The organism is Halalkalibacter lacteus (genome assembly GCF_036663595.1).
Classification (GTDB): domain Bacteria; phylum Bacillota; class Bacilli; order Bacillales; family Bacillaceae_D; genus Halalkalibacter; species Halalkalibacter lacteus.
On record NZ_JAWRVL010000215.1, the window covers coordinates 1 to 271 of the forward strand.

The 271-nt window shown below is 66.1% G+C and carries 1 protein-coding gene; it reads left to right on the forward strand.

Features of this window, described 5'->3' with window-relative positions; translation table 11 throughout:
- Window positions 1-123 precede the first annotated feature (123 nt).
- The gene (locus SAZ04_RS22125; protein WP_332699758.1) at window positions 124-270 is read left to right on the forward strand and encodes a hypothetical protein; all 147 of its coding nucleotides are present in this window, start codon (window positions 124-126) and stop codon (window positions 268-270) included.
- The last annotated feature ends 1 nt before the right edge of the window (window position 271 follow it).

Consider the following 271-nt stretch of genomic DNA (forward strand, 5'->3'; position numbering starts at 1 on the left):
TGGAGCGGACCCTGCACCTCCTCCGGGATGTCGGGGTCCTCGGTGTCGTCCTCAACCGCAGCCGCTCCAAGATTCCCGGGTGGGTGCAACGCGCGCTCAACCTGAGGCCCTGAAGGCAGCACGATGGCACTCGTCATTGCGGTCGTCCTCATCGCTCTGCTCTCGTCGAGCAAGATCGTCCACCGAGCCCTCCCGTCGGAATCCATTCTGGCCTTCGGCGCGATGGGCGTGGCGCTCGTCTTCCTGTTCCAGAGCGGCAGGCTGGGCTGAC